The 25959-nt window shown below is 37.9% G+C and carries 29 protein-coding genes; 19 read left to right on the forward strand and 10 right to left on the reverse strand.

From position 1 onward, the window contains the following. Nucleotides 1-20: 20 nt before the first annotated feature. Nucleotides 21-569: a DUF1415 domain-containing protein gene (locus GQR39_RS17520; protein ID WP_010554388.1), complete on the reverse strand. Its 549-nt coding sequence runs from the start codon at nt 567-569 to the stop codon at nt 21-23. After that, the gene (gene waaA, locus GQR39_RS17525; RefSeq protein ID WP_165736220.1) at nt 566-1864 is read right to left on the reverse strand and encodes a lipid IV(A) 3-deoxy-D-manno-octulosonic acid transferase; all 1299 of its coding nucleotides are present in this window, start codon (nt 1862-1864) and stop codon (nt 566-568) included. The genes GQR39_RS17520 and waaA overlap by 4 nt, the downstream gene beginning before the upstream one ends. A gap of 182 nt (nt 1865-2046) precedes the next feature. On the opposite strand from waaA, the gene GQR39_RS17530 reads away from it, so the two are divergent. After that, on the forward strand, nt 2047-2637 hold the full coding sequence (locus GQR39_RS17530; protein WP_002961065.1) for an SIS domain-containing protein: 591 nt from the start codon (nt 2047-2049) through the stop codon (nt 2635-2637). After that, the gene (hldE, locus tag GQR39_RS17535; protein WP_165729385.1) at nt 2637-4076 is read left to right on the forward strand and encodes a bifunctional D-glycero-beta-D-manno-heptose-7-phosphate kinase/D-glycero-beta-D-manno-heptose 1-phosphate adenylyltransferase HldE; all 1440 of its coding nucleotides are present in this window, start codon (nt 2637-2639) and stop codon (nt 4074-4076) included. Before GQR39_RS17530 ends, hldE begins: the two co-directional genes overlap by 1 nt. Before the next feature lie 245 nt (nt 4077-4321). Here the strand turns inward: hldE and GQR39_RS17540 are convergent, their stop codons facing one another. Continuing rightward, the gene (locus GQR39_RS17540) at nt 4322-5827 is read right to left on the reverse strand and encodes a capsule assembly Wzi family protein (protein WP_165736247.1); all 1506 of its coding nucleotides are present in this window, start codon (nt 5825-5827) and stop codon (nt 4322-4324) included. A 211-nt stretch (nt 5828-6038) separates the two neighbouring features. On the opposite strand from GQR39_RS17540, the gene GQR39_RS17545 reads away from it, so the two are divergent. Both GQR39_RS17545 and GQR39_RS17550 read left to right on the forward strand, forming a co-directional pair. Beyond that, the gene (locus GQR39_RS17545) at nt 6039-7109 is read left to right on the forward strand and encodes a glycosyltransferase family 1 protein (protein WP_165736221.1); all 1071 of its coding nucleotides are present in this window, start codon (nt 6039-6041) and stop codon (nt 7107-7109) included. Next, entirely contained in the window at nt 7109-8194 is a 1086-nt protein-coding gene (locus GQR39_RS17550; RefSeq protein WP_165736222.1) for a glycosyltransferase, read from the forward strand. Before GQR39_RS17545 ends, GQR39_RS17550 begins: the two co-directional genes overlap by 1 nt. A gap of 30 nt (nt 8195-8224) precedes the next feature. Here GQR39_RS17550 and GQR39_RS17555 read toward each other — a convergent pair whose 3' ends face one another. After that, on the reverse strand, nt 8225-8953 hold the full coding sequence (locus GQR39_RS17555; RefSeq protein WP_165736223.1) for a 3-deoxy-D-manno-octulosonic acid kinase: 729 nt from the start codon (nt 8951-8953) through the stop codon (nt 8225-8227). A 122-nt stretch (nt 8954-9075) separates the two neighbouring features. On the opposite strand from GQR39_RS17555, the gene GQR39_RS17560 reads away from it, so the two are divergent. The 6 genes from GQR39_RS17560 (at nt 9076) to glpG (ending at nt 14337) form a co-directional block, all read left to right on the forward strand. Beyond that, a complete protein-coding gene (locus tag GQR39_RS17560; RefSeq protein WP_165736224.1) occupies nt 9076-10134 on the forward strand; it encodes a glycosyltransferase family 9 protein in 1059 nt (352 codons plus the stop codon). Then, entirely contained in the window at nt 10134-10697 is a 564-nt protein-coding gene (gene gmhB, locus GQR39_RS17565; protein WP_165736225.1) for a D-glycero-beta-D-manno-heptose 1,7-bisphosphate 7-phosphatase, read from the forward strand. The genes GQR39_RS17560 and gmhB overlap by 1 nt, the downstream gene beginning before the upstream one ends. Nucleotides 10698-10866: 169 nt before the next feature. After that, nucleotides 10867-12060 carry a glycine C-acetyltransferase gene (locus tag GQR39_RS17570; RefSeq protein WP_007584715.1) on the forward strand — a complete coding sequence of 398 codons (1194 nt, stop codon included), beginning with the start codon at nt 10867-10869 and terminating at the stop codon, nt 12058-12060. Nucleotides 12061-12110: 50 nt separating this feature from the next. After that, on the forward strand, nt 12111-13136 hold the full coding sequence (gene tdh / locus GQR39_RS17575) for an L-threonine 3-dehydrogenase (protein WP_007584716.1): 1026 nt from the start codon (nt 12111-12113) through the stop codon (nt 13134-13136). A gap of 68 nt (nt 13137-13204) precedes the next feature. Further along, nucleotides 13205-13522: a thiosulfate sulfurtransferase GlpE gene (gene glpE / locus GQR39_RS17580; protein ID WP_010554397.1), complete on the forward strand. Its 318-nt coding sequence runs from the start codon at nt 13205-13207 to the stop codon at nt 13520-13522. Then, complete coding sequence (gene glpG / locus GQR39_RS17585; protein WP_010554398.1) at nt 13519-14337, forward strand: rhomboid family intramembrane serine protease GlpG; 819 nt, start codon at nt 13519-13521, stop codon at nt 14335-14337. The genes glpE and glpG overlap by 4 nt, the downstream gene beginning before the upstream one ends. 10 nt (nt 14338-14347) lie before the next feature. Here the strand turns inward: glpG and GQR39_RS17590 are convergent, their stop codons facing one another. Beyond that, the gene (locus GQR39_RS17590) at nt 14348-14746 is read right to left on the reverse strand and encodes a flagellar basal body-associated protein FliL (RefSeq protein WP_149594114.1); all 399 of its coding nucleotides are present in this window, start codon (nt 14744-14746) and stop codon (nt 14348-14350) included. 167 nt (nt 14747-14913) lie between these two features. Here GQR39_RS17590 and GQR39_RS17595 point away from each other — a divergent pair, with 167 nt between their 5' ends. Both GQR39_RS17595 and ubiA read left to right on the forward strand, forming a co-directional pair. After that, nucleotides 14914-15465, forward strand: coding sequence for a chorismate lyase (locus GQR39_RS17595; protein WP_165736226.1), 552 nt, complete (start codon nt 14914-14916; stop codon nt 15463-15465). Continuing rightward, a complete protein-coding gene (ubiA, locus tag GQR39_RS17600) occupies nt 15462-16340 on the forward strand; it encodes a 4-hydroxybenzoate octaprenyltransferase (protein WP_165736227.1) in 879 nt (292 codons plus the stop codon). Before GQR39_RS17595 ends, ubiA begins: the two co-directional genes overlap by 4 nt. Nucleotides 16341-16377: 37 nt before the next feature. Here ubiA and GQR39_RS17605 read toward each other — a convergent pair whose 3' ends face one another. The 3 genes from GQR39_RS17605 to GQR39_RS17615 form a co-directional block, all read right to left on the reverse strand. Beyond that, nucleotides 16378-16998, reverse strand: a complete 621-nt coding sequence (locus GQR39_RS17605) for a 2OG-Fe(II) oxygenase (protein ID WP_007584723.1) — start codon at nt 16996-16998, stop codon at nt 16378-16380. A gap of 91 nt (nt 16999-17089) precedes the next feature. After that, on the reverse strand, nt 17090-17974 hold the full coding sequence (locus tag GQR39_RS17610; RefSeq protein WP_165736228.1) for a LysR family transcriptional regulator: 885 nt from the start codon (nt 17972-17974) through the stop codon (nt 17090-17092). 377 nt (nt 17975-18351) lie between these two features. Continuing rightward, entirely contained in the window at nt 18352-18774 is a 423-nt protein-coding gene (locus tag GQR39_RS17615) for a DUF2721 domain-containing protein (protein ID WP_007584730.1), read from the reverse strand. 75 nt (nt 18775-18849) lie between these two features. On the opposite strand from GQR39_RS17615, the gene GQR39_RS17620 reads away from it, so the two are divergent. From GQR39_RS17620 to tsaD, 3 genes are read left to right on the forward strand one after another with little or no spacing between them, the layout of a single operon-like run. Then, nucleotides 18850-19203: a DUF2007 domain-containing protein gene (locus GQR39_RS17620; protein ID WP_007584731.1), complete on the forward strand. Its 354-nt coding sequence runs from the start codon at nt 18850-18852 to the stop codon at nt 19201-19203. Continuing rightward, nucleotides 19196-19786, forward strand: coding sequence for a YjaG family protein (locus tag GQR39_RS17625; protein WP_007377861.1), 591 nt, complete (start codon nt 19196-19198; stop codon nt 19784-19786). Before GQR39_RS17620 ends, GQR39_RS17625 begins: the two co-directional genes overlap by 8 nt. Nucleotides 19787-19824: 38 nt before the next feature. Continuing rightward, a complete protein-coding gene (gene tsaD, locus GQR39_RS17630; RefSeq protein ID WP_010554406.1) occupies nt 19825-20838 on the forward strand; it encodes a tRNA (adenosine(37)-N6)-threonylcarbamoyltransferase complex transferase subunit TsaD in 1014 nt (337 codons plus the stop codon). A gap of 174 nt (nt 20839-21012) precedes the next feature. On the opposite strand, the gene plsY is transcribed toward tsaD, so the two are convergent. After that, complete coding sequence (gene plsY / locus GQR39_RS17635; RefSeq protein ID WP_165736229.1) at nt 21013-21624, reverse strand: glycerol-3-phosphate 1-O-acyltransferase PlsY; 612 nt, start codon at nt 21622-21624, stop codon at nt 21013-21015. A 230-nt stretch (nt 21625-21854) separates the two neighbouring features. Here plsY and folB point away from each other — a divergent pair, with 230 nt between their 5' ends. From folB to GQR39_RS17650, 3 genes are read left to right on the forward strand one after another with little or no spacing between them, the layout of a single operon-like run. Next, nucleotides 21855-22214, forward strand: coding sequence for a dihydroneopterin aldolase (gene folB, locus GQR39_RS17640; RefSeq protein ID WP_007584738.1), 360 nt, complete (start codon nt 21855-21857; stop codon nt 22212-22214). After that, complete coding sequence (gene folK, locus GQR39_RS17645; RefSeq protein ID WP_101217705.1) at nt 22215-22703, forward strand: 2-amino-4-hydroxy-6-hydroxymethyldihydropteridine diphosphokinase; 489 nt, start codon at nt 22215-22217, stop codon at nt 22701-22703. Then, nucleotides 22700-23500, forward strand: coding sequence for an undecaprenyl-diphosphate phosphatase (locus GQR39_RS17650; RefSeq protein WP_007584742.1), 801 nt, complete (start codon nt 22700-22702; stop codon nt 23498-23500). The genes folK and GQR39_RS17650 overlap by 4 nt, the downstream gene beginning before the upstream one ends. Before the next feature lie 63 nt (nt 23501-23563). On the opposite strand, the gene GQR39_RS17655 is transcribed toward GQR39_RS17650, so the two are convergent. After that, on the reverse strand, nt 23564-24352 hold the full coding sequence (locus tag GQR39_RS17655; RefSeq protein WP_165736230.1) for a hypothetical protein: 789 nt from the start codon (nt 24350-24352) through the stop codon (nt 23564-23566). 251 nt (nt 24353-24603) lie between these two features. Here GQR39_RS17655 and mpl point away from each other — a divergent pair, with 251 nt between their 5' ends. Next, on the forward strand, nt 24604-25959 hold the full coding sequence (gene mpl, locus GQR39_RS17660) for a UDP-N-acetylmuramate:L-alanyl-gamma-D-glutamyl-meso-diaminopimelate ligase (protein ID WP_165722913.1): 1356 nt from the start codon (nt 24604-24606) through the stop codon (nt 25957-25959).

Raw genomic sequence — 25959 nt, forward strand, 5'->3', positions numbered from 1 at the left:
ACCAAAATAAAACCGAGCGTTTAAGCGCTCGGTTTTTTACAGCCTTCGAGTAACTGCTGCCAAAAATCAATACCCTTACGCCTTGCTAGGTTTATATTATGCTCAGGAATAGATTCAGGCTCGTTATAACTATCAAGTGCTTCGCTCATGCTTGCTTCGCGAATTAAATGCAGAGTAGGAAAAGGCGCTCTATTTGTGTAGTTTGCAGCATCAGTTTCATCACTGTCGGCAAATACGTAGTCAGGATGAAAATTAGCGATTTGATACTTACCTTCAAAGCCTTGCGCGACTAAAAGTGCATTAGCTAAATCGACCAAGTCTAAAAAGTCTTCAAAGTCACTAAAGCCGTTGTCAAACATGATAAGGGTTGTTTCGCGCTTTGGTTCACGGTCAAGCTCAACACATTGCTCAAGCATATCCATTACAGCATCATCCATACTTGCTGCTGGACTTACGATGTAATGAATACAGTTATTTTCTACTTCTTTGCGTGCAAACGGGCAAAAGTTATATTTAACAATAACAGATGACACCCATTCGCGGGTTTGGCTTATAGCTATGTTGGTCACGGTTTTGGCTCTAAATATTGATTAATAATGGTAAGTGTTTTTTGTATTGCACCTTGGTTTTTAGCTACGCATTGCGCAGCTTTAATACCTAAGGTTTGGCACGCTTTTGTGTTTTGGCTAAACGTTATGAGCTGCTTTGCTAGTTCGTTGTTGCTATCAACCACTACAGCGCCTTTAAGCTTTATTAGCTCGGGATAAACATGATCAAAATTGTATGTGTGTGGACCTGTTATTACACCTACTGAAAACGCAGCTGATTCTAATGGGTTATGCCCACCTCTACGTATTAAGCTGCCACCAATAAAGCTCACATTTGCAGCGCCATATAAACACTGTAATTCACCAAGCGTATCAGCAAGGAGTACTTGTTCATTGTTGTAGTTATTTTGGCTACGACGGCTAAAACTAAGTGGGCTTTGTGTTAAAAGCTCAGCTACTTTATCAAATTGCTCTGGATGGCGCGGGGCAATTATAAGTAATGCATTAGGTTGCTTTTTTAGTAACTGTTGGTGAGCTGCCAATACTAATTCATGTTCTACAGGATGTGTTGAGCCTGCCACCCATACAAAGCGTTCATCGTTATTGTCTTCATTACTGTTATAAAGCTGTTTAAGGTTGAGTGCTTCAGCTAATTGCTCGTCACTTGGTGTTATATCAAATTTTATAGAGCCTGTTACATGGCTTTTTGAAGTTTCGAGACCAAGCTCTATAAAACGCTCCGCATCTGCCTTGTTATGACTCGCAAGTACTGTAATTGAGCGCATAATAATATGCGTTAATTTAGCGACCTTTTGATAGCCTTGCTGTGACTTTTCAGAGAGTCTTGCATTGATAACAAGTACCGGTATATTTTTTTTGTGACTTATCGCCATTAAATTTGGCCATAGCTCTGTTTCTAAAATACATAATGCTTGTGGCTTTATACGCTTTAAAAATCGGGCTGTCGCAAACGGAAAATCGATTGGTAAGTAGCTACACGCCACAGTATTTTTAAACTGGTTAAGTATTTGCTCTCTGCCTGTTGGAGTATTACAGGTTATAAGTATATTTAAATTTGGATGCGCTTTTTGAAGAGCTTTAATAAGCGGCGTTGCGGCAAGTACCTCACCAACAGAAGCACAATGAAAAACTAAAGGTTTGGTTTTAGTCGTAAATAAAGACTTACTGACAAACCCAAAGCGCTCTTTAAAGTGTGCACGATAACCTTGGTTTTTTTTACCTCGTAAAATATAGAGATAAAATACAATCAGTGGGCTAATAAAAATTAATGCTAGAGAGTAAAAAATGCGTGCCATACTGATCTTTCTTAAAGGGAGGTGGCGTTAGTTTACCGTGAAATAGCCGTTTTCTAAACATACTCACAATAAAATATGGTCTGGGTTCAGTTATAACCCGATAAAATGCACACAATTAAATAAAATTATGGAATAATGGATTTAATTTTTCCCTGCTATTTCAGTTCCTAGAGGAATTTTTCATGTCAATTATCGATTCAGTGGCAACTAGCTACGTTGAAACATTAAACCGTCATCAAGCATTATTTGAAACGATGGAAGCTTATCATCAAGAATCTATGCAACTGTTAGAAGCATGCCACAGTGCATTACAAGCTGGTGGCAAGATTGTTTGGTTTGGTAACGGCGGTAGTGCAGCCGATGCGCAGCATTTAGCAGCAGAATTTGTAGTGCGTTACAAATTAGAACGTGGTCCGCTTGCCTCTATGGCATTGACTACAGATACATCAATTTTAACAGCACACAGCAACGATTATCACTTTGATACGGTGTTTGAACGCCAAGTTCAAGCGCTATGTAAGCCAGAAGATTTAGTAATAGGTTTAACCACATCAGGTACTAGTAATAATATTAACTTAGCATTAGAAGCTGCAAATAAACTAGGCGCTTTTACAGTGGCATTAACAGGGCGTGATGGCGGTAAAGTAAAAGATATTGCTAAGTTACCTATCATTATAAAAAACGACGAAACAGCACGTATCCAAGAAGCTCACATGTTTATAGGTCACTGGTTATGTGAAGCCATGGATATGGTTGTTGCGGAGCAGCAGTAATGGATTTATCGTTATTAAAAAACTTATCAGCGGCACGAATATTAGTTGTTGGCGACGTAATGCTAGACCGTTATTGGTATGGTGATACAGGTCGAATTTCGCCTGAAGCGCCAGTACCTGTTGTTAAAGTAAGTAAATTTGAAGACAAAGCGGGCGGCGCAGCTAACGTTGCAAAAAATATAGCGCGGTTAGATGCAAAAGTTGGCTTACTGGGCTTAATTGGTGAAGATGAAAGCGGGCAGATTTTAGAGACTATTCTAAAAGGCGAAAAAATAAGTTCACAATTAGTCAGTGTATGTGATTTACCGACTATTTCAAAAATGCGTGTTATTAGCCGCCACCAACAACTCGTTCGTCTTGATTTAGAAGAAACATTTACCGAGCAACACAGCCAACTTTTATTAAACCGTTTAGAGCTTGTACTTGATGAATACGATTTTATAGTGTTCTCTGATTACAGCAAAGGATCTTTAAGCTTAATTAAAGAGATGGTAAGCCTTGCTAAGGGCGCCGGAAAAACGGTTTTAATCGACCCTAAATCGCCAGATTTACATTTATATGAAGGTGCTGATTACATTACGCCTAATTTACATGAGTTTAAGTTAGCGGGTGGTCAAACCGATTCAGAAGAAGCTTTAGCTGCAAGTGCACGTGATTTAATTAGCAAAAATGGCATTAAAGCCATGTTGCTTACGCGTTCTGAGCAAGGTATGTCGTTAATTAATGCAGATGAAAAATTTGATTTTGCAGCACAAGAACTTGAAGTAAGTGATGTGACTGGGGCTGGTGATACGGTTATAGCTACATTGGCCGTTATGCTTGGTGCGGGCATGGAACCCAAAGATGCTGTCGAAATTGCTAATTTAGCGGCAGGTATAGCGGTTAGTAAATTTGGTGCAGCTACAGTTTCGCCAGAAGAGTTAAGTCGTAAGCTTGGTCAGTATTTACATACTACTGGTGAGCATTACCAAACACCATTTGATGATGTACTTCAGCATATTGAATTTGCAAAACAAAACGGTGAAACCATTGTATTTACTAATGGCTGCTTTGATATTTTACATGCTGGGCATGTGCGTTATTTAGCACAAGCTAAAGCGCGAGGCGATAGACTCGTTGTTGGATTAAATAATGACGAATCTATTACGCGTTTAAAAGGGGCAGATCGTCCTATTAACCCATTAGATGAACGTGCAATGGTACTTAGCGCACTTTCATCAGTTGATTGGGTTATTCCGTTTGGCAGTTTAGATGAAAACGATACTCCCGCTAAATTAATTGAGCAAATAAGCCCTGATATTTTAGTTAAGGGTGGCGACTACACCGTAGAGCAAATAGCGGGTGCTGAGCATGTACTTCGCCATGGCGGAAAAGTTGAAGTGCTTGAATTTTTAGATGGGTGCTCAACATCAAAAGTAATAAGTAAAATTAAACAGTAATACCAATTTTATTAAAAACATGATCATTCTAGCGTATTAAATAACTAACTAACTACGTTAAAAATTATTTATATAGAACAACTATGTATCATAATTTTAGCCTTATTATTGAGCTATTTTCTTATCGCTATAATAGAACACTAATTTAATGCAATTGGTATAATTACTGATTTAAGTTACTAAAAATACAAAAAAGGGATGAAAACAGTGTTTTCATCCCTTTTTATTTTTAATAAAGTAACTTACTAAAAATTTAATTCATACTTGGCAAATGCTGATGTATCGTTTTCAGCGCCGTCATTGTTAGATGCAAAAGCACCTAAAGTGACTCGCCCTCCCATCGAAAGCATTCTATAACGAAGCTCTAATTGCTTACTATTAAAGCCTGTTTTAGTAATAGTGTTACCTAAGTCTGGATTGTTTCCATAGCGGTCAGTATTATCACTGTTATAATCAACACTCCGTAGTTTCACTTGCCAATCATCGCCGTTAGAAAGCTGACCTAAAATCGTGAACACTAACGATTGCGTATCGTTATCAAAGGTTGAGCCAATATTGCGACCGTGGTAGCGATATCCTGATTTGTAGTCTATGTGCTCGTAGTAACAGTTTTGACGAGTTAAAAGTTCAGTGCATGTGACACCTGTGTCAATATACTCTGCGTTGATTAAAATGTTTAGATCATATAGGCGTTGGTTTGTTTGAATACCAAAAAGGTATGCTCTGTCGGAGGGCTTAAATTGAGAACTTGCGTCTTCGCCTATTGTGCTGCCGTAAATAGCATAGGGCTGGTTAAATAAAGTACCTGACCAGCGAATATCAATCCCCGCTAACTGATTACCTATTTTTGACTCAAATTGACTGTCACAGCTGTCATTTCCATTAGTGCAAGTTGTTTGGCCAGTTATAACATCAATAAAATCACCTGCAGAACCCGGTTGACCGTCACCAGCCCACTGTGCAGACCAACTAAGTGCAATTTCTAGCTGCTGAATAGGGCGAAAATTAACACGAGTACTCCAAAGTAAAGCATCAGGAATTACACGTGTAGATTCAAGTTTAGCCATTTGTGCGGTAAAGCCCCATTGACCAATCCAGCTTAACCATGGTGTTTCAAAAGCAGTACTTTTTTCTCTGGTTACACTTAGTGCAGGTAAAGGTTTCGCATTACCAGACATAATTAAGCTGTTATCAACACCAGGTCCCCAAAATTGTTCAACAGCACCGGCTCTAAAAATCCAGTTGCCTAAACGGTAAGCTAAGTAACTATCGTCAAGTGAGGTATCGTTACAATCGGTTAAAGCTTGCTCATCGGTAGCTATATCGTCAGTCGTTTTTCCATCAACTAAACATTTTTTACCATCTTTTCTATAATTTACGGCTACTTTAGCTGCAAAGTTATCGCCTAAATAAGCGTAAGCTGCTGAGAGCTCTGTTTCTTGAGTATTTGTTGCACCAAAGCTTGTTGCTATGATTGGATCTGTGGCTGCAAAAGCTGATAATTGAAGACTATGTGAGCTACTATTTTCTGATTTATATCGATGTTTAACGCGAAGTAAAGCATCTTGTAAGCTTGGAGATAATTGCTCCAGCGGCATGCTTTCCACATCGCTTATAAAACTTTTCCACATAAGCGGATAGGTAGTTACAGGAGCTAAAATAACACCGGCATCAGCTAATTGTTGAATATCAGCTCTTAGACCATAATCATCGGGTTTTACCCATGGTTCAGCATTAACTGATGCGCTCATAGCGCAAAAAAGAGTAGAAAGTAGAAAAATTCTGTTTCGCAAAGTTCAGATCCTTGTGATTAAGATTGCGGCTAAGTTTATCAATCCAAGTCTGCTATTGCAGTAAATAATCAAATTTATAGAGTTAATTTAATATATTAAAATGTAACCTAGCTATCGTAATAAGTATCTGATTGATATACTGGAGCTCAAATAGGGCATTGAGAATGCAATGAGCAACAAACGACTTTTATTTATTCCAGTATCATCACCAGAAGGCATTGGTGAATATATGCGCTCGTTGTTGTTGGCTCAAAGTTTAAAGGCAGAACTTGCAGATTCTCTCGATATTCACTTTATATTAAATAAGCATACAAGCTACGCAAAAGATTGTCCTTTTGAAGCCACACTACTCGAACACTCAGCGACTAAAGAGCTTGATTCTGTTTGCGACTTTATAGAGCAATTTAAACCTGATGTCGTTGTTTTTGATTGTGCAGGACGTGCAGGGCATATGAAGGCGGCTAAAAAGGTAGGCGCTAAAGTTATATTCATTTCTCAGCATGCAAAAAAACGTGCTAAAGGCTTAAAACTTAACAGAATTAATTTAATTGATACACATTGGGTTGTACAGCCTGATTATTGTATTGAGCCACTTACATGGTCTGAAAGTACGAAGTTAGACATGTTTCCCTTGGCACATCCTCGCAATGTAGGTCCTTTTGTTACATTTGCCTCTTGCGCGCAAAAACGTGATGTTTTAAATCGCTATAACTTAGTACCTGAAGGCTATTTTATTGTTAATGCTGGCTCAGGCGGACATGTATTAAATAACCTTAATTGCGCTGATGTTTACTTTAAAGCCGCGCTTAAAATTACTAAGCACACTGGTTTAAAAGCAGTTGTTGTGTTTGGTCCCAATTATAAGAAAGCCATTCCTGAGAGTGATGAGGTTACTTGTTTAGCAAGTCTGCAAAGTACTGATTTTTTGGCATTAATGAGCCAAGCTAAAATCGCATTACTTAGCGGTGGAGATACCTTACTGCAAGCAATTGCAGTTCAAACCCCCGTTGTGGCATGTGCTATCTCAAAAGATCAAAATACACGTTTGGATCATTGTGTTAATGCAGGTGTTGTCATAAAAGCAAATCTTGATATTGATGAAATCACTACGAAAATAGCTCAGGTTATTAGCGAGCCTTTCTATAATGAATTCGTTGCTAAATATAGCCAACTTGATAATACACATAGCTTCGATGTGATCACTAATGGCATAAAAAATATGCTTATAGGGGATCGCTAATGAATATAGTGATTGTAATTGATTCCCTAGTGGGTGGTGGTGCTGAAAAAGTAATGCTTACCCTTGCTGAGGAAATGGCCAAGTTACAGCACAGAATCACTATTCTGTCTCTTGCTAATTCTATCGAATACAGCATACCTAAAGTACTTAACGTTGAGAGCTTATTCGCACATAGAGCATCAAAAGTTGATCGGTTTTGGCAACGTAAAAATAGTGTATTGAAACTAGAAGCGTGGTTTGAAAAAAAACAGAGCGAGATAGGTGATATTGATTTAGTACTTTCTAATCTTGATAGAAGTAATAATTTACTCTCAAAAAGTAATATCAAAAATGTTCACTTTGTTATTCATAACTCCGTTAACGCAGAACTTGCACGTCAAAAAAAGTTAGGTCCATTTTCATACTTATATCTTAAAAAGAGTAAGCAAAATTTAAATGGTAAATCACTTATTTGCGTATCAAAGGGTGTTGAAAAAGAAATAACACAAGGGGATTTAATTAACCCAAGTGCAATTGCGACTATTTATAACCCGTTCGATTTTGAAAAAATAAACCAACAAGCAAATGAGCAAAATAACAATATCCCAAATGAGCCCTACTTAATTCATGTAGGAAGACTCGCCAAACAAAAACGCCACGATATATTGTTTGCAGCATTTGCAAAGCTTGATAAAAAATACAAGCTAGTCCTTTTATGTAATAAACCTGCAAAAGCGTTAAAGCTTGCACGGCAATATGGCATAGAAAAACAGTTAGTAGTGCCTGGATTTCAACAAAACCCGTACAACTGGATTAAGCAGGCTGAGGCTTTAGTGTTGAGTTCTGATTTTGAAGGGCTTCCAACGGTATTAATAGAGGCTTTAGCGGTGGGTACTCCGGTAATTAGCACTAATTGTACATTTGGTCCAAGCGAGATATTAACAGGCGAGCTGAGTAAATATTTAGTACCCGCTGGACAAAGTGTAGCATTAGCCAATGCCGTTAAGCAGGTATTAGCAGATAAACCAAATGTAGAAAACGCAGATATTCTAAAACAAGTACAGGCAGAGAAGGTTGCTCAGCAGTATTTAGCATTGGCTAACTAAGTTAATTTATATAAGTTAACTTATATTAGGTTAACTTATAATAGCGAGCGCTTTGAGGTAGTTGCTATGCAGAGTTTGCCAGTCACTCGCTTGCCAATTGAATGGCTTGTTTCGACCTTGCTCTTTTAAAAATGAGCGCTCAAGACGTGCCAGATTACTTTGTTGCCACTGCAGATTAGGTGTTTTTATTTCACCTCTATCAAAGTCGATAATATACACATCACTAATATCATTAAATAAAATGTTATTAATGTTTAAATCGGCGTGATACACACCTTTTGAATGAAATAGCGCGATTGTTTTCGCAATGCGTTCTAACTCATCTTCAGTCAATGAGCGTTCAATTAATATGTCGAGTACACTTTTAGCGCCTTTAACAGCTTCTGTAATAATATCACCACGATAAATTAATCCGCTGCGGGTTACTTTAGCTGCAATAGGGGTTGGTACGTTTAAACCAAGCTCTATAAGTTTACTCATTAAGCTAAACTCTTTATACACACGGGTTTGTTCAAGCCCAGGGTATAAATACTGATCGCTTAGCAATTTACCCACTAAGCCACCGCGCCAATAATGCCTAAGTACGGCTGTTAATTCGTCTTGCTTAAAAAACCACGCAGTTGCTCGACCTTTTTTAGCGCCCACAATTTTATTTTGTTGTTGCCAATAATTTGCATCAAACCAATCGAGGGTAATTTGGCTTGTGTATTTAGGGTGGCTTAATACAGTGTGGTTGCCTTGCACGTGTTGTTTAAACATAGCTCTGTGTAATTACTAAATAATGTGTCTATATTAGCGCGTTTTAAAGCGCAGGATAAGTGCTTGCAATAGCGTGATTATAATTTAAGATCGGCTTTTGTATTTAATGCCTAAGGGAATGCGTGACTCAAGCTCCTAATTATTCATCTATTTGTATATTAAGACTCTCAGCCATTGGTGACATATGTCATGGTGTGAGTGCTGTACAAGCTATTCAAAAAGCACACCCTAATGCAAAAATTACGTGGGTTATTGGCAAAATAGAAGCCATGCTACTTGCCGATTTACCGGGTGTTGAGCTGGTGGTATTTGATAAAAAACAAGGCAAAGCAGCGCTTAAAAGCTTAAAGCAACGCTTTAAAGGTCAAAAATTTGATGTGCTACTTAATATGCAAGTCGCATTAAGGGCCGGATTTGTTGCTCGTTGCATTCCGGCAAAAGTAAAAATAGGCTTTGATTGGGCGCGTTCAAAAGAATTGCACAGCTTATTTATTAATAAACGAATAGCCCCACAAGCTCAGGCGCATGTGCTTGAGGGCTTTAAAGGTTTTGCAAAAGCCATTGGTGTAGCTGATTATAAACCAAAGTGGAACATGCCATATACAGAGCAAGACCAAGCGGTTGCCGATGAACTACTAACACCAGAATACCTAACTAATAAACTATTAGTAATATCGCCAGCAGCAAGTAAAGCACAGCGTAATTGGCTCGCTGATCGTTATGCAGCATTGGCTGATTATGCAAGCGAGCAAGGCTTTAAAGTTGTATTGACGGGAGGTCCAACAGAACTTGAAATTAACCTAGCAAATAGCATTGTTGAGTATAGCAAAACACCTATTTTAAATTTAGTGGGCAAAACTAAGCTCAAAGAGTTGTTGTGCGTGTTAAAGCGTGGCAGTTTAGTGCTTGCGCCCGATACAGGCCCTGCACATATGGCGGTAACTGTTGGTACGCCGGTTATTGGTTTATATGCACATTCAAACCCAGCACGAACAGGCCCTTACTTATATCAAGATTACGTGGTTGAGGTTTATCACCAAAATTTGCTTAAGCAAACAGGTAAAACGGCTGATCAAGTCTCGTGGGGTACGCGTGTAAAAGGCGATGATTTAATGAGCCAAATTACAGTTGATGATGTAAAAGCGATGTTTGACCATGTTGTACAAAAAGAGTCTTTGTAATGAATGCACAACAAAAAAATAAAGCGCTTTTTTTAGACCGAGATGGCGTGGTAAACGTTGATCATGGTTATGTGTATCAAAGCGATAAATTTGAATTTATTGAAGGTGTTTTTAGTACTTGTAAAGCATTTTATGATGCGGGCTATAAAATCATAATCGTCACTAATCAATCTGGAATTGGTCGAGGTTATTACACCGAAGCTGATTTTTTAGCACTGACCGACTGGATGAAAGGCCAATTTAGTGCCCGCAGCATTGAAGTTACCGATGTGTACTTTTGCCCTCATCACCCTAAAAAAGCGCACCCTGAATATTTGAAAGAGTGCAGTTGCAGAAAGCCTGCGCCAGGTATGTTATTACAAGGCATACAAAAGCATAACATCGACCCTGCTTGCAGCATTATGGTGGGCGACAAACTCAGTGATATGCAGGCTGCGAAAAAAGCGGGCATTACGACCCGCGTTTTAGTGCGTTCGGGTCAAAGCTTTGATGAAAGTGCTAAGCAAGAGGCTGATTTAATTATCGATTCTATAAACAGTTTACCTGCACTTTTAAAGACATAAATAAACTAAACAGATTAGCCTGTAAACTGGCAGGAATTACTTCCAGTCTAGGGTGTTTACGACGAACTGCAAACCGTGCATTTTTCCCATTAAACTTTTACAATACCCCCCATAATAAACAGTCGCTTAAATGTGGTTGTTTACCCGTTCAAATAAATGGAGAACCTAGATGAGAGCATCTGCTTTTTTTAGCCAGCTACAACAGCAAATTGAAGACGTAAAAACCGAAGGTTTGTATAAAAGCGAACGTATTATTAAATCTCAGCAGCAAGCTCAAATCGAAGTTGCGTCAGGTAAAGTAATCAACTTTTGTGCTAATAACTACTTAGGTTTAGCTAATAGCCCAGAGCTAATTGAAGCTGCGCAAAACGGTTTAAATAATCATGGTTTTGGTGTTGCGTCTGTTCGTTTTATTTGTGGTACGCAAGATATTCATAAAACACTAGAGAAAAAAATCAGTGAGTTTTTAGAAACAGAAGATACGATTTTATATTCTTCATGTTTTGATGCAAACACAGGCTTGTTTGAAACCATTTTAGGCGCAGAAGACGCTATTATTTCTGATTCATTAAACCATGCATCAATTATTGATGGTGTACGTTTGTGTAAAGCTAAGCGTTTTCGTTATGCAAATAACGACATGGCTGATCTTGAAAAGCAGCTTATTGCTGCCGATGAAGCCGGCGTTAAAACGAAACTAATAGCTACTGATGGCGTGTTTTCTATGGACGGCGTTATTTGTAATTTAGAAGCTGTGTGCGACCTAGCTGATAAATACGATGCACTTGTAATGGTTGATGACTCTCATGCTGTTGGCTTTGTTGGCGAAAACGGTAAAGGTACACCTGAGTACTGTAATGTATTAGACCGTGTAGATATTATTACCGGCACATTAGGCAAAGCGCTAGGCGGCGCTTCAGGTGGTTATACTTCAGGTAAAAAAGAAATTGTTGAATGGTTACGCCAACGTTCGCGCCCATACTTGTTCTCAAACTCATTAGCGCCTTCAATTGTTACTGCATCAATTAAAGTACTTGAAATGCTAGAAAATGGCGGTGAGCTTCGCGCTAAACTTTGGTCAAATGCTAAATATTTCCGTGAGCAAATGGAAGCTGCTGGTTTTACGTGTGCAGGTAAAGATCATGCAATTATTCCAGTAATGCTGGGAGATGCAAAAGTAGCCTCGTTAATGGCTGATAAGTTACTTGTTGAAGGTATTTACGTAACCGGTTTTTCATTCCCAGTAGTACCAAAAGGGCAAGCCCGCATTCGTACACAAATTTCAGCGGCGCATAGCATTGAGCAACTCGATATTGCTATTGATGCATTTACCCGTATTGGTAAAGAAATGGGCGTTATTTAATTTTATTTTAAACCGAAGCCTTGCTTCGGTTTTTTAGTTGAGTGTGAATTATGAAAGCATTATCTAAATTAAAAGCAGAACCGGGCATTTGGATGACAGATGCACCAAAGCCAGAAGTGGGTCATAACGACTTACTAATTAAAATTCGTAAAACAGCTATTTGTGGTACCGACGTACATATTTACAAATGGGATGAATGGGCAAGTAAAACGATTCCTACTCCTATGGTTGTTGGTCACGAATATGTTGGTGAAGTCGTTGATATGGGCCAGGAAGTTCGTGGCTTTAAAGTAGGCGATCGCGTATCGGGTGAAGGTCATATTACATGTGGGCATTGTCGTAACTGTCGTGCTGGGCGTGTACATTTATGCCGAAATACAACAGGCGTAGGTGTAAACCGTGAAGGTGCATTTGCAGAGTATTTAGTTATTCCTGCATTTAATGCATTTAAAATTCCAGATAACATTTCTGACGAACTGGCTTCTATTTTTGACCCGTTTGGCAATGCAGTTCATACCGCATTATCGTTCGACTTAGTTGGCGAAGATGTGCTTATTACTGGTGCAGGCCCAATTGGTATTATGGCAGCAGCTGTAGCAAAACATGTTGGAGCTCGTCACGTTGTAATTACCGACGTAAACGAATATCGTCTAGACTTAGCCCGCAAAATGGGTGCATCTCGCGCGGTAAACGTGGCAAGCGAAAAGCTTGAAGATGTAATAAAAGACTTAGGTATGACAGAGGGCTTTGATATTGGTCTTGAGATGTCAGGTGTGCCAAGCGCTTTTAATTCAATGCTTAATAACATGAACCACGGCGGTAAAATTGCCATGCTAGGTATTCCACCATCTGATATGGCGGTTGATTGGAACCAAGTTATTTTTAAAGGTTTAGTGATTAAAGGTATTTACGGTCGCGAAATGTTCGAAACGTGGTACAAAATGGCAAGCTTGATTCAATCTGGTCTTGATTTGAACCCAATCATTACACATCAGTATTCTGTGGATGACTTCCAAGCTGGCTTTGATATGATGATTTCAGGTCAGTCAGGTAAAGTAATTTTAAACTGGGATTAGTTCCTAACTAAATTACAAGAAGGGCGGCTTTAGCCGCCTTTTTTATACTATTAATTAAAGAGACTTCAATGGCATTTAAACACATTTCTATAGCGCAAACGTTAGAACTTCTAGATAAAGAAGACGTTGTAATTGCAGATATTCGCGATCCAAATTCGTATCAAGCTGGTCGTATTCCAGGCTCAGAAGCACTTTCTAACGGTAATATTGCACAATTTATGATGGAAAAAGAATTCGATCAACCAATTATTATTGTGTGTTATCACGGTATGAGCTCTCAAGGCGCTGCTAGTTATTTAGTTGAGCAAGGTTTTGAAGATGTTTACAGCATGGATGGGGGCTTTACTGCTTGGGAAGCGGCTTACAGCGAGAAAGTAGAGCGATGATAGAGCTTGGTAGTTTAAATAACCCGCGCGCAGCACAGGGCTTTATAGACTATTTAAAAAGCCAAGGCCTAGATGCAAAGGTACACTCAGCAGATGGTAGTAATGTCGTCATTAGTGTGGCTGAGGAGGACTTTCATCAAGTTCAGCCTTTATGGGTTGAGTTTACACAAAATCCTAATCATGAAAAATACCAGCAAGCATCTTGGGATGTAGGCAGCACACAGTCGCCGCTTAAATATCAAGGGCAATCACTTAATCTTATGGCGCGATTTAAAGCGCTCAGCTGGTTAAATCAAACTGTAAGTATTGTAAGCGTTATAATTTATTTTGCTTTTTTACTAGGTGGTTTTGAGACCATTTACACCATGATGCAGTTTAAACCTACGCAGCCTTTAAGTTGGTTAACGCCCGCCCTCGTACATTTTAGCGCGATGCATATAGTGTTTAATTTAATTTGGTGGATGTCGCTTGGTGACAATATCGAAAAACAATGCGGAAAACTAAGCTTAATAGGCTTGTTTTTAGTGACTGCACTTATTAGTAATTGGGCACAATATTTAATGGTTGGCCCGAATTTTGGCGGCCTAAGCGGTGTGGTGTATGGGTTACTAGGTTTTTGTTGGATTCATAGTTTTTTAAACCCTAATAAACCTGCGCTAGTTAGTACGGCTATTGTTGGTTTTATGTTGATTTGGCTGGTGCTAGGTTTTGCAGATGTATTATTTGTTGGCATGGCTAATTGGGCGCACTTAGGTGGATTAGTTAGCGGTATGGCTTTTGCCTATACCGCCAAAATATTTAACGCAAATCGTTAACCGTTAAATACTAATGATATAAATATTTAGTGAACAAGACTTCACGGATGATCTCTTGTCCTGTTTCTTCTTTTAACAGGCTTTTTAGTTTTTCGGCGCACTTTGCACGTATTTCTTCTCGACCAGTAAGTGATTTTATTTTCTCTTCAGACTCTTTTGAAAATATTTCTACTAAGGCATCGCGCAGTAAAGGGGTGTGGTGCTCTACTATTGCAATATCTGAAGTGTCATTAAGCATTAAATCTATAGTTACGCGCACATAGCCCATTTTTTTACTTGATGGACCAATATAGTTAGTAATTATATCTGGCTCAAAACCAAAATAACCCACTGTGGATTCAGCTCGAGCTGTAAAGCTTATAACGCTTACAAAGAATGTAAAAAGACCTGCGTATACTATTTTTTTCATATTTAAAGCGTTTCTAAAAACCTGTTGTAAATAGTTTATACCCAATGGTGTGTAATAAACAGCGCCAAGCAGTTATTTATCTTAGTTATTTATGGCAGTAAATCATCACTTTTTCAAATGCATTGGCAATGTTATTATTGCTCCGGTTTTTATTTAATTGAGCAATTGTGACTACTTTCCCTATTTCTTTGTCTGCCAACTGGCAACATACTTCACAAGTAAGCGGCTTAACAGCGACTGAGCGTGATTGGCTATTTGAGCCTCATTCATTAACGGCTAAATTAAAAAGTCGATCGCAAAACTTCTCTGTAAAAGTACTTAGTGAGCAAACGTTTGATTTATCGATTGAGCAACAAAAATTACTTAGTTGCACAGCAGTATCGGCACTAAATAGAGAAGTGATTTTGTTATGTGATGATAAGCCAATGGTCTACGCACAAAGTTGGCTACCCGACAATAAACGACAAAATAAATCGCATAATCCTCTGCTTAACATGGGAAATCGACCTCTTGGTGATGTTATTTTTCAAGACTCTCAATTAGTGCGTACTGATATAGAAATAGCATGTTTTAACAGCGAGCATTCATTGCAGCAGTTGGTGTCTCAATTAAATTTATCTAAACAAAACTTACTCGGTCGTCGAAGTGTGTTTTCGCTACGAGAATATAAATTTTTAGTGTGTGAAGTGTTTTTACCAGGAGCATATTTATACTCATGAAATTAGCCGCTTTAAAGCCAAAACATATTTCTTACTATATACAGCTAATGCGTATAGATAAGCCCATTGGTACCTTGTTATTACTTTGGCCAACATACTGGGCTTTATGGCTTGCTAATAGTGGGATGCCGAGCTTACTTAACTTTATTATATTTACGCTGGGCGTTGTTGTTATGCGAAGTGCAGGGTGTGTAATTAATGATTTTGCAGATAGGAAAATAGACGGCTCTGTAAAACGCACAGCTCAGCGGCCGCTAGCTTCAGGGCGGGTTAGTAGTGGTGAGGCACTTAGCCTATTTTTACTACTCATAGTTATTGCGTTTATTTTAGTATTAATGCTTAGCGTTAATACTATTTTGCTTTCTTTTGGTGCTTTGGCTTTAGCCTTTTGCTACCCTTTTATGAAACGCTATACACAATTACCACAAGTTGTTTTAGGGGCTGCATTTGGTTGGTCTATTCCAATGGCCTATATGGCTTCAATAAATGCATTACCGCAGCAGGCATGGTTATTATTTATAGCCAACACTTGCTGGACAGTCGCTTATGACACTATGTATGCGATGGTTGATAGAGATGACGATTTAAAAATAGGGGTAAAATCAACCGCTATTTTATTTGGTAAATTCGACCGCCACATAATCTTTTTACTTAATGCTGTATTTATAGCGCTGGTTGCGTTTATTGGTATAAGTAATCATTTAAGTGTCGCGTTTGGCGTTGGTTTGAGTGTAGCAGCTGGTTTATTGGCATATCAACAAACGCTTATTCATAAACGTGAAAGAGATGCCTGCTTTAAAGCATTTTTAAATAATCATTATGTGGGCTTGGCTATCTTTATAGGGTTATTACTTTCATACCCAATAGCATTTTAAAGCCTTAATAAAGGCTGTTAAAATTCTCTATTTAGAGCTATCGGGGTGGATCAATAATGCCGCTAATAGAGGCATTTTTTCTAAACCATCCAGCAATAGAATAGCGTTCGTCAACTGCAGGAAGCACTTCATGAGCAAAACGTTCGCTTTCAAACATAACCAATGTGCCAGCAGTTGGTTTAATGGTTATTTCTACTTCTTTACTTTTAGGTTTATATATAACAAGTTCGCCACCTTGCTCTGGCGTATTTAAATAAAGCACCGTTGTAAATACACGATTAGATCGACCTTTAAATGCATCTAAGTGTTTTTTGTAAAAATCACCCTGTGTATATTTTGCATAATGGCATTCGTAATCAAATAGCCCCATAAAAAAGCTACGATTTAACGTGGTTTTTATACTTTGCATTATTGCTTGATACGTAAGCTGTGCTTGAGAGCTGCCGTCAAACCAATAGGTTTTGTCAGTGCGAATAGTTTTATCTATTTGTAAGTTATTTAATCGACCAATACCGGCAAGGCTAAAGTGGGGGTTTATACGGTGACAATCTGCAACTAAATCGTTAACTAAATCGGCAATAAGCGCGTTATGAATTACGGTGTATCCTTGACGTTCTATATCATCTAAATAGACATCAGGACCAAAAAGTGTGTTCATCCACATCAGCTGTTTAAAAAAGGTGCGACAGTGTAGCCGAAAAGCGATTTAAAGCTACTGTTTATTACGCCGCACTTTTTAAAATATTGGATTAGCTAAATGTAGCTCCCGCTTTCTTTATAAGCGATAGTAAATGCTCTACATGTTCAGTAATAGAGGTTTGCTGGCTTGTTTGTACAACGAGTTGTTCGTGGTTTAAATCTTTATTTGTTTTCAGTTGCACGAGTTCAGGGTTTTCTGCGATTGTGTTTGCATGTTCAATGCTTGCAATAGCAAAGTGATCTGATTTAACTACGCCAGCCATTACTTGATCAATACTGCCCACTTTAATACTTGATGATTTATTTAAAGAATCAATTGCTTCATTAAGCATGGTTTGCACTTGTTTCGATTGAGAGAAGCAGCCAAACATAGGATAGCTATCAAGGTTTTGCTTACTTATATCGTTTTTATGTGCAAGAGGGTGATTTTTTGAAACAAATAATACAAGCTGATCAGGTAGGTGAATATCACTGCCAATACTATTAATCGCTTGAGAGTATACACTTATGTCTATTTCTCCTTGTTGGAGTTTACGTGTTAGCTCTTGCTGATCTTGTAATTGCATTTCAATTTTTATATGTGGATATTGAGCTAAAAACTGCCCACAAGAAATAGGTACTATGCTGCTTGCCTTATTGGTATAGCCAATAACCAGCTTTTCGTTAGCATTACCGTTTACTGATTGAAAAATCCGTTTTTTCGTTAGCTCAAGTTCCGATAGAGTCGTTTTAGCATATTCAAGAAAAAGTTCGCCTTCTGGCGTTAATTTAACTGAACGTGTTGAGCGTTTTACTAACTCATATCCCATTTCATTTTCAAGTGTTTGAATGCTGCGCGTTAGCGCTGAAGTACTGATTTGGGTTTGTTCAGCTGCTTGTCTAAAGTGACGTAACACTCCAAGTGCTACAAATTGCTCTAATTGTTCAAATCTCACTTTATAGTCCCTTTTTATAAGTAAGTCGCAGATACAGCGGACATCAAATATATTAATTTTTATTCTAAAGTTTAGTAAAATTTTATATTGAAATATATTTGCAAGTTCATACATGTTTCCAGCAGGATACCCCCCTTTTAGTATTAATTAAAGAGGAAAGCGACCAAATAGTATTACTTTTTTAATTGATAACTAGTTGTTTATTGTGTTTTGTCTATATTTTTGCAATTTACTATCTAGGCAAAGTTATTTTAACTCAGTGGGTTAGTTAGGAGATTGGAATTTAATTGTTCTAATTAATAAAAAAGTACGCCCCAAAATAGGGCGCACATATAACATGATTATGACAAATAATAGGGTGTTTTATCTATAAGAGTTTATTTTACAAAATTTCTATTTATTCGGCTGCTTAATGGTTTATTTTCAATGCTTTGTAGTTCTATTTCAATCGCATCACAGGAAATATGTATTTCGAATAAAGACGTTAATAACGATAAACTTAAGCAAGCTAAGCTAATGCCAAATAAAATAATCCCTGTGGTATTAAATTCAATAAATAAAGCAAACATCGAAAATGTACACAGTAAAAAAGAGGCTACGCCGTATACCTGCATTGTTCTTATTAAGTTTATTCGTTTACGTAAGTTAGTGATTTGAGCGACTACAACAGGTCGGATAGATTCACCTTCGCGCGCATTTAACTCCCTAATTAATTGCGCTAAAACTAAAAATCGGTTTGTATAGGCTAATAATAGCAGCGATATGGCCGGAAAAAGTAAGCCCGGGGTTGTAAGTGTCATGTTTATTCCTTAAAAGTGCAGCATGCTAATAATTTAGCGTAGGATATTGTTAACACAAAATAAATGAGGTGAATATTGCAAAATATTAATAATAAAAATTCAACTGATAGCTCTTTTCAATGGGTTACAATTTATAAAGCCGAAAATACCCTTGAAGCTAATATTATTAAAGGTTTAATACAAACCAGTGGGATTGAATGCAAAATAAAAGGTGAGATGCTCCAAGGCGCATTGGGAGAAATTCCATTTGATCAAGCACAAGTTAGTGTGCAGGTTTATGCGATAAAAGAGCGCCATGCGCGCCAAATATTGTTAAACTATCAACAAGTAAAACAATCCGCTCCAGATTGGGTATGCCCTAACTGTAATGAGCATAATGGATCAACATTTGATTTTTGTTGGTCGTGTGAGACGTTAAAGAATGACTAAAGCAAATAATTTTCAGCGTATTAGAGAGCTTAACTATTTACAAAAAGCTGTTTTAGCAAGTGCTTTAATAGAGCGAATGCTGCCAAATTACGGTTTATTTAGCGAAGCAACGGGGTTTGGTGATGAAACCTTACTTCGTAATTCGCTTAATGTTTGTTGGGAAAAAATATTACTGCCTAAAAGTAAAATAGATCTCGAAAAACAAGTTGAAAAAATAGAACCGAATGTTCCTGAACTTGCTGATTTTGATATGTTTGGTACTTACCCTGCTATTGATGCTGCAACGTCTTTACTTAGCTTAATGCATGGTTTAATGGCGCAAGATGAGCAAGAGTTCATTAGTGTCAGTAAAATATCTCAAGCAACAGTGGCCCGCTTTATTGAATATCAAATGACGGTTGAAGGTGAGATTGCAGATAACACAGCAGTTAGAGAACATCCATTAATGCAATACGAAATTGAAGTATTAGGTGAGCTAATTGATTTTGTAGAAAATATGGGGCGTATTACCTCTGATAGCGTGAAGGCACTTAAAAAGTTTGCCCTAGAAGATGGCCAAACAAATATTGGCCTTACGTTATAAAAACAGCGAAGTGAAATTTTAAAGGCAGGAGAAGTACAGTGCGAATTTTAGGCATTGAATCGTCATGTGATGAAACAGGTATTGCAATATACGATGACGAAAAAGGCTTGTTAGCTCATCAATTATACAGCCAGGTAAAAGTACACGCTGATTATGGCGGTGTAGTACCGGAACTTGCATCGCGCGATCATGTTCGTAAAACGCTACCACTTATAGACGCAGCTTTTGCACAAGCGGGTTGCGGCCCAGAAGACTTAGATGGCATTGCTTATACTGCAGGCCCAGGTTTAGTTGGAGCATTATTGGTAGGTACTTCTATTGGTCGTTCATTAGCATACGGTTGGGATATTCCAGCTGTTGCTGTTCATCATATGGAAGGGCATTTACTTGCTCCGATGCTTGAAGAAAATATTCCTGAGTTTCCGTTTATTGCATTGCTTGTATCGGGCGGCCATACCATGATGGTTAAAGTAGCGGGTATTGGACAATACGAAGTACTAGGTGAGTCAGTTGATGATGCCGCAGGCGAAGCCTTTGATAAAACGGCTAAGTTACTTGGTCTTGACTACCCTGGAGGTCCGCGCTTAGCTAAAATGGCCGAACAAGGCGTTGCGAAGCGCTTTATTTTTCCTCGCCCGATGACCGACAAACCAGGTCTTGATTTTAGTTTTAGTGGTTTAAAAACTGCAGCATCAATCACTATTCGTGAAAATGACGATGACGATCAAACTAAAGCTGATATAGCGCATGCATTTCAAACAGCGGTTATTGATACGTTGGTTATTAAGTGCAAGCGAGCGCTTAAACAAACAGGTATTAAGCGTTTAGTAATCGCCGGTGGCGTAAGTGCAAATACACAGCTTCGACTGCAGCTTGAACGCGTAATGAAAGGTATGAAAGGCGAAGTTTTTTATCCGCGCACTGAATTTTGTACCGACAACGGTGCAATGATTGCTTATGCAGGAATGCAACGTTTAAAAGCAGGTCAGTTTGCAAGTCTTGATATGAAAACAAAACCTCGCTGGCCAATAGATAGCCTTGAGCCTATTTAATTATACCAATTGCATTAAATTAGTGATCTATTATAGCGATAAGAAAATAGCTCAATAAAAAGGCTAAAATTATGATACATAGTTGTTCTATATAAATAATTTTTAACGTAGTTAGTGAGTTATTTAATACGCTAGAATGATTATGTTTTTAATAAAATTGGTATTACTCTTACATTAACTGTTTTCGTTTTCATCAGTGGGTGCTTTTTTAGCGCCTACTTTTGGTTCTTCCCCACTAAATAATCGAATAATATTAGTACGGTGACGAAATATAATTAACAACGTGATAAAAGTAACGGGAAGAGTATAAAGTGGTTTTATTAGCCATGTATATAAGGGCGCTAAAGATACAGCTACAAGCGCTGCCAGTGATGAATAGCGTGTTATTGCCACTATAACTAACCAAGTGCACACAAGTAAACCAGCCAATGATAAGCCAATAGGTAATAATGAGCCAAATGCCGTTGCTACGGCTTTACCGCCTTTGAAGCTAAAAAACAGTGGGTACATATGGCCTAAACAAGCAGCTACTGCGACTAAACCAAGCTCTAAAGGTTCAACTTCTAAAAAATAAGCCCCCCATACCGGAATAGTGCCTTTTAAAATATCAAACACTAAAACCAAGCAAGCCGGAAATGCTCCGCCTAATCTATAAACATTTGTAGCCCCTGGGTTGTTAGAACCACTATTACGAGGGTCAGGGAGTTTGAACAACCGCGACACTAAAATAGCCGACGAAATCGACCCAAGTAAATAAGCTAAAACAAACATTAAAGTGGCTAACACACGCTTCCTTATTTTTTAATTGCTATACCAATTGATAGTACTTTTAAGCTATTATTGGCAGCAAAATTTATCGTGAAAATTATTAACAGGCTATTTAATAGCTAGTTTGGTTATTTTGCTATTGTAGAAGTTATTTTCACATATTTAAACACTGGCTAAACCATATACAGTATTAATTTTATTGATGCTTTGTATAGTTGCTTAGTCGTTTGTTGTTATTTGGAGTATCAATGGATAAGGTTTTTATATCTCAATTGCACGTCGACACTATTATTGGAGTGTACGACTTTGAAAAAGAAAGTAAACAGAGCCTTTATTTTGATATTGAAATGCTTAGTGATATTAAGCCTGCAGCCGAAAATGACGATATTAATTTAGCACTGGATTATTCAAAAGTAAGCGAACGCGTTATTAAGCACTGCACTGCAAAACCTGTTGAGTTGCTAGAGACTTTGGTTGAGCAGTTGGCTGAGATTATTTTAAGCGAGTTTAATACGCCACAAGTTACTATAAGAGTAAGTAAACCTGCAGCAGTAGCACAAGCACAAACTGTGGGTGTTGAAATTACACGTGTTAAGGCAACTGACTAAATGGCTCAAATTTATATCAGCCTAGGGTCAAATATAAATAAAGCGCATTATATACAATGTGCATTAATTGCACTTAAGCAGCACTTTGAGCACATTGTGCACTCGTCTGTTTTTGAAAGTGAAGCAGTTGGGTTTGCTGGCAATAATTTTTATAATTCAGTAGTTGGCGCTACAACTGATATGTCGCTTGCTGATGTATGCGCTTTATTAAAAAAAATAGAGCGTGATAATGGGCGTACAGCGAACGATAAAAAATTTAGTCCACGAACGCTCGATTTAGATTTACTGTTTTATGATGATGTAACTTGCGATTCCCCAGCGCAATTACCACGTGATGAAATAACTAAAAATGCATTTGTATTACAACCTCTGAGTGAGGTTGCCCCAGATTTTTATCATCCTGTAGCTAAGCAAACGATTGCGCAGTTATGGAATGAATATAATAACCCTCAACAAAAGCTATGGAAGGTGGAGTTTTCTAACCTATGAGTATTATCGAAATAATTATTTTAGCCCTCATACAGGGATTTACTGAGTTTTTACCAATATCGAGTTCTGCGCATTTAATTCTCCCATCGCAAATTTTAGGCTGGGAAGATCAAGGGCTTGCGTTTGACGTAGCAGTACATGTTGGTACTTTAATAGCCGTTGTTATTTATTTTCGTAAAGAAGTAGTAGATATACTAAGCGCATGGTTTAAATCTTTTGGTAAGCAAGGCACTACCGATGACAGTAAATTAGGCTGGTGGATTATACTAGGTACAGTGCCTGCCGCTATTTTAGGTTTACTTTTAAAAGACTTTATTGAGTTATATTTGCGAAGCGCTTGGGTAATTGCTACTACCACCATTGTATTTGGTTTGTTGCTTTGGTACGCAGATGCAAAAGGGAAACAAATTAAAACTATTTATCAGCTCAATTGGAAAACGGCACTTATCATTGGTTTCGCACAAGCTGTTGCAATGATCCCGGGTACTTCTCGATCAGGTATCACGATGACCGCTGGTTTAATGTTGGGTATGAATAAGCAAAGCGCAGCGCGTTTTTCGTTTTTACTAGCGATTCCGATTATTTCTATGATGGGGCTTTATTATATTGCAGAGCTTGCACTGGGTGACCATGTAGTTGATTGGAATACATTATTGCTTGGTGTGGTGCTATCGTTCTTATCGGCTTATGCATGTATATTTATGTTTTTAAAAGTAATAGAGCGAATGGGTATGTTGCCATTTGTAATATATCGTTTATTACTCGGTGTCGGTTTGATTGTATTTTTAACGCTATAAACAAACTTAATTAGTAAAACCAAAAAAAGCACCTTTAGGTGCTTTTTTGGTTTTAAACTCAGCTTATAAATTTAATAAATAAGCTTCAATAAAGCGGCGTTGGTTAGCGGCTTTTGGCGCTGTTTTAAATATAAGTGTATTACCATTTTTACGTAGTTTTAGCTCATTAGTAAATTTACATTCGATAGCATTGAACTGAGCTATGTCGTTTTTAAAACTTTGGTCTTTTTCGCACATGGATGCCATTTCGTTTGCAACTTGTGCACAAAATGAACCCACTGGATATTCTTTTAGGTTTTCATCATCAATGCTTTCCCAATCAACATGGGTATTTATTTTTAATCCGCATTGCTTATCTATTTCGCTATTAGCGGCAGCTATATTTTTTTGTTGATACCCTAAATGCTTTTCACGATTAAACTTCGCTAGTTTAGCTTGAGTACCTTTATTTAATTGTTGATCGTATTGCGCTTTTAAGTCTTCAACAATGGCAGGGTTTGACTCTTCTTTTTTTGATAAGTAAATTCCATCACGAGTGTCTGGAATATAAAGATTGTAAGAGCAACAGCGGTAGCCTTCCTCAACACTTACTAAACTTCTTTGTGTACCATCGTAAGTATATTTGTAAGCTTTATTACTACCATGAGGTTTTAAATCGGTTAAAAATACAATCCCATCAATATCATGGTTTATGCCTGTTACTTTTACTAAAGCTTGTTTTTTATCTGTTGTTGGGGCAATAACAACATTAACGCCTTCGCCCGAACTTAATTCTATTGGGTACTTAGCAAATTCCAAAGCAAAGCTTTTTTGACTAAGTAAAATACAGGCTATAAAGAATAGTTTTTTCATATTAAGTCCTTTTTAAGTTTTAAAGTTATACAGCAAGCTGGTTTATAACATTGATAATAATTGATTAAAAGCAATACAAGGTAGGTGAACGTGCCTATTTTTTGATTTTTAGCATTTAAAAAACTAATTAACGTGTTTTTGGCACGAGTGAATTGTGCAGACGTACATAGTAACTAAGCACGAATTTTGGCATTATAGCGCCATTAAACTTTGCATAGCTGTAAAGTGAGCATACGATTTAAGGAAAGTATATGCATATACATATTTTGGGCATTTGTGGCACGTTTATGGGTGGTATTGCAGCCATTGCTAAATCATTAGGTCATAAAGTAACGGGTTCTGATCAAAACGTTTACCCACCAATGAGTACGCAACTTGAAGAGCTTGGCATTGAACTGACTCAAGGCTACGACGTATCTCAATTAGAGCCAAAACCAGATATGGTAGTTATCGGTAATGCAATGAGCCGTGGTAACCCGTGTGTTGAATATGTGCTTGATAAAGGCCTGCCTTATACATCTGGCCCTGAATGGCTTAAACATAACCTATTACAAAACTCGTGGGTACTTGCTGTAGCCGGTACGCATGGTAAAACAACCACAGCAAGTATGCTTGCGTGGGTATTAGAGTACGCAGGTTTAAAACCAGGGTTTTTAATTGGCGGCATAGTCCAAAATTTTGGTGTATCGGCCAAAGTAGGTGAAACGCCATTTTTTGTTATTGAAGCCGATGAATACGACACAGCTTTTTTTGATAAGCGCAGTAAGTTTGTCCATTACCTTCCGCGTACACTTATATTAAATAATCTTGAATTCGATCACGCTGATATTTTCGAAGATTTAAACGCAATAAAAAAACAATTTCATCACTTAATGCGTACATTACCTCAAAGCGGCAAGGTAATTTGGCCTAAGCAAGACGTAGCGCTTAATGACGTAATAGCACAAGGGCTTTGGAGCGAAAGCGAAACACTCGGTGATGACTGGGGCTATGAATTAATAAAAGCCGATGGTAGTGAGTTTAATGTACTTTTAAATAACGAAAAGCAGGGTACTGTTTGCTGGCAAGCAATAGGCGAGCATAACGTTAAAAATGCAATTATGACTATCGCAGCAGCGCGCCATGTGGGTATAGCTGTTGATCATAGTATTGATGCCTTAGGAGAATTTATTAGCCCTAAAAGGCGTATGGAGCTAAAGGCTGATATTAATAATATTAAGGTGTATGACGATTTTGCGCATCACCCAACAGCAATTAAAACTACGCTTGCAGGACTGCGCGCAAAAGTAGGCGATGAAAAAATTATCGCTATTTTAGAGCCGCGCTCAAACACTATGAAAATGGGCGTGCACCAATATACATTATTAGATTCACTGCGTGATGCTGACGACGTACTACTTTTTGAACCAGAGAATCTAAATTGGTCGCTAAAAGAGCAAGCAGATAAAGCAGGCATGCAGTGCTTTAGCAGCACGCAAACAATTATTGATACGGTGCTTGAAAATATTGAGCCTAATCAGCATATTTTAATTATGAGCAATGGCGGTTTTAATGGCCTTCATCAACACCTTGTTGATGGTTTAGCTGATAAATACAGCGGAGAATAG

This window comes from Pseudoalteromonas sp. C8, assembly GCF_011378685.1.
Lineage (GTDB): Bacteria > Pseudomonadota > Gammaproteobacteria > Enterobacterales > Alteromonadaceae > Pseudoalteromonas > Pseudoalteromonas arctica.